Genomic DNA, 2510 nt, shown 5'->3' on the forward strand with positions numbered 1-2510 from the left:
TCATCGGTCAACGCCAGCTCGGCCATCGGCCGCCCCATCTTCGCCATGAAGACAGTCTACTTATTCAACGAATCTACGACGCAGGACACTAGCCGAGCAGTCCGGTGCCGCCTACATCGACAAGGACACCGCCTGCAACCGCTTCACCGAAGCACTCCTCGAACTCGCCGGTACGGACAGGACCGAGCGTGACCTCAACCCGTACTACCAGTCCGTGGTGATGGACCTCGAGTACCTGACGATCCTGGATCTGGCCAGGGACAACCTGGCGACGGGCCGACCGGTCGTGCTGGACGCTCCCTTCGGTCGCTACTTCTCCCGGCCGGACTACCTCGACGAGGTCGCCGAGCGGCACTCCTGGCCGCGCCATGTCGAGCCCGTGGTGGTGCAGGTCCAGGTGGACTCGGACACCGCCCGCGAACGTATCCGCGCACGGGGCTACGCACGGGACCAGTCCAAACTCGCTGACTGGGACAGCTTCTGGGAGAAGGCACAGAACAACGTGTGCCGCTGGTCGAGCAGCCACCGGCTGGTGTTCGACAACCGGGGCGACGGCATCACCGCGGCCTCGATCGCCCGCGCGTTGGACGGTCTGACCTGACGCCCTTGATCGGCCGTCCTTCTTCGGCCCCAAGGACACGGACGCCGTCGAACTGATCGAGGACCCTTCCCCCGACATGGTCCGCACGGAGATGCGCCGCGCGCAGGGCGCATCAGCGGGTGGATGACTGTGCCCGGTGCGGTGTGACGAACTTGGTCAGGCCGGTCAGCTGCCGTTCCCCCAGGGAGTCGTTTCCCGCTAGCGGAGAAGGGGGCGCCAACCAGGGGGAGTTGGGTGGCGCCCCGGGGAGGTGGGCTCAGAAGCCGGGGAAAAGGGACCGCACATCCTCGAGCGTGGCCGCGCCTGCTACGACACTGTCCTGTGGGGGGCGGTTGCGGCAGTAGATGAGGCGGAGGACGGCCTCGGCCGGCCCTGAGACGGAGCCTGTGGGATCGGCGGGCTCGCAGGGAAGGATGTGCAGTTCCGCTGCAAGGTTCAGGCACAGTGTGCGGTCCTGGTCGGTCAGCTCAACAAGCAGTTGGCCGGGGGAGAGCCGGGAAAGGGCCTCGTGGTCGCGGAAGCGGGTCGCGACCAGATCGAGCCGCTCCCACAGCAGTCCCACCTCTTCGGCGGGAATGGCCGCCGCGGGATCCAGAGCCACCTCGATGTCCCAGGCATGCACCGACTGCTCCGACAGCCGGTATCCGGCGTAGACAGGGATGCTGAGAAGGCCCGCGAAGTACGGCACCTTCACCGATGCCCGATCCGCGGCGCTGAGCGAGTCCAGCAGCCGCAGATGCCGGGCGGCCGCTTCCTGCCACGCCTCGCGCTGGTGGGGGGCTGATAGCGCGTTCCAGCGCTTCCAGACGGGAAGCAACTCATGCCGTACCGGGCCGGTGGCATCGCCGGCGATGCCACGCTCCACCAGCATGGTGCTGATCTCGGCGGCGCTGCCCAGATGGGACAGCACCTGGCCGATGCTCCAGTTGTCAGCGAAGGACTGCTGCGACAAGTCCTGCTCGGAAAGCCGGCTGACGTACCGCTGTAGACGCGCTGAGCTGGCGTGGAGGCCCGCCAGCCAGGTGTCGGTATCGGCGATGGCGCCCATGGTGGTCCTTTCCGTCGCGCCTGGGTCGCATGGCCGGCCAGCTCCCGCCGTCGCGACCTCGGCCACCTCATCGCCGCATTTGACCAGTTTTTACTCGGATCGCATCAGGTCCGAGTTCCACTGCCGTTGCGCGTGCCAGAGCGGCAACGCCGCCCTTGCTGGCGCTGTAGATCGATATGCCCGGTGTGCCGAGCTCGGCGAACACTGATCCGTTGAACACGATTGAGCCGCCGTGGCGGCGTCCGCGTGGCTCCACCGCATAGCGGTCCCGCCACCCAGCCAGTCCTCGTCGATGCCGGTCCAGGCCCGGTTGCCGGTGGTGCTCAGGAACCAACCGCCGGGACGCAACCATCCGGCGATCTTCTCCAGCAGGGGAAGCTGTTCATCAAGGGGGATGTGGATCAGTGCATAGAAGGAGACGATCGCGTCGAACGAGGCCGGTTCAGTCCATGGCCGTAGCATCGGCGCGGATGAACTCGGCCTGTGGTACGAGCTCCCGGGCCCTGCGGATCTGCACCTCGCTGATATCGACGCCCGTAACGCGGTGACCTGCGGTCGTCAGGGCGCGGGCGACGGGCACCCCACTCCCGCACCGCAGATCCAGCACCATGCCTCCAGCCGGGATCCGACCGATCAGTTCGCTGATCCACGGCTGGTACTTCGTCTCAGCGGCATACGCCTGGTCATACCGGAGGGAGAGCGCGTCATACCCGCGCCGGACCAGGTCTTTGGGATCTTCAATGTCCACGTCGGTGCACGTTAGCCACCCGCGCTGAGCGTCTGCGAACGATTTTCCCGACCCCCGACCCCCGACCCCCGACCCCCGACCCCCGACCCCCGACCCCCGACCCCCGACCCCCG

3 protein-coding genes and 3 pseudogenes are annotated in these 2510 nt (G+C 67.2%); 2 read left to right on the plus strand and 4 right to left on the minus strand.

Annotated elements, in window-relative coordinates; all coding sequences use genetic code 11:
* Nucleotides 1-94: 94 nt before the first annotated feature.
* Nucleotides 95-601 (plus strand): annotated as a pseudogene (locus tag ABZV38_RS40075) (AAA family ATPase); the annotation flags it as partial.
* A gap of 13 nt (nucleotides 602-614) precedes the next feature.
* A pseudogene (locus tag ABZV38_RS40080) lies at nucleotides 615-707 on the plus strand (peptide-methionine (R)-S-oxide reductase); the annotation flags it as partial.
* Nucleotides 708-857: 150 nt separating this feature from the next.
* Here ABZV38_RS40080 and ABZV38_RS40085 read toward each other — a convergent pair.
* The 4 genes and pseudogenes from ABZV38_RS40085 to ABZV38_RS40100 form a co-directional block, all read right to left on the minus strand.
* Nucleotides 858-1649, minus strand: a complete 792-nt coding sequence (locus tag ABZV38_RS40085; protein ID WP_356333866.1) for a maleylpyruvate isomerase N-terminal domain-containing protein — start codon at nucleotides 1647-1649, stop codon at nucleotides 858-860.
* A 67-nt stretch (nucleotides 1650-1716) separates the two neighbouring features.
* Entirely contained in the window at nucleotides 1717-2001 is a 285-nt protein-coding gene (locus ABZV38_RS40090) for an SDR family oxidoreductase (protein ID WP_356333868.1), read from the minus strand.
* 26 nt (nucleotides 2002-2027) lie between these two features.
* Nucleotides 2028-2111 (minus strand): annotated as a pseudogene (locus ABZV38_RS40095) (class I SAM-dependent methyltransferase); the annotation flags it as partial.
* Nucleotides 2092-2397 carry a methyltransferase domain-containing protein gene (locus tag ABZV38_RS40100; protein ID WP_356333869.1) on the minus strand — a complete coding sequence of 102 codons (306 nt, stop codon included), beginning with the start codon at nucleotides 2395-2397 and terminating at the stop codon, nucleotides 2092-2094. The pseudogene ABZV38_RS40095 and the gene ABZV38_RS40100, both read right to left, overlap by 20 nt.
* Nucleotides 2398-2510 lie beyond the last annotated feature (113 nt).

The sequence above is a fragment of the Streptomyces sp. NPDC005181 genome (assembly GCF_040608395.1).
Classification (GTDB): domain Bacteria; phylum Actinomycetota; class Actinomycetes; order Streptomycetales; family Streptomycetaceae; genus Streptomyces.

Bases quoted from the DNA above. Each gene is read 5' to 3' on its own strand.
- ABZV38_RS40085 (WP_356333866.1), bottom strand. From the start codon at position 1,649: ATGGGCGCCATCGCCGATACCGACACCTGGCTGGCGGGCCTCCACGCC.
- ABZV38_RS40090 (WP_356333868.1), bottom strand. From the start codon at position 2,001: ATGGTTGCGTCCCGGCGGTTGGTTCCTGAGCACCACCGGCAACCGGGC.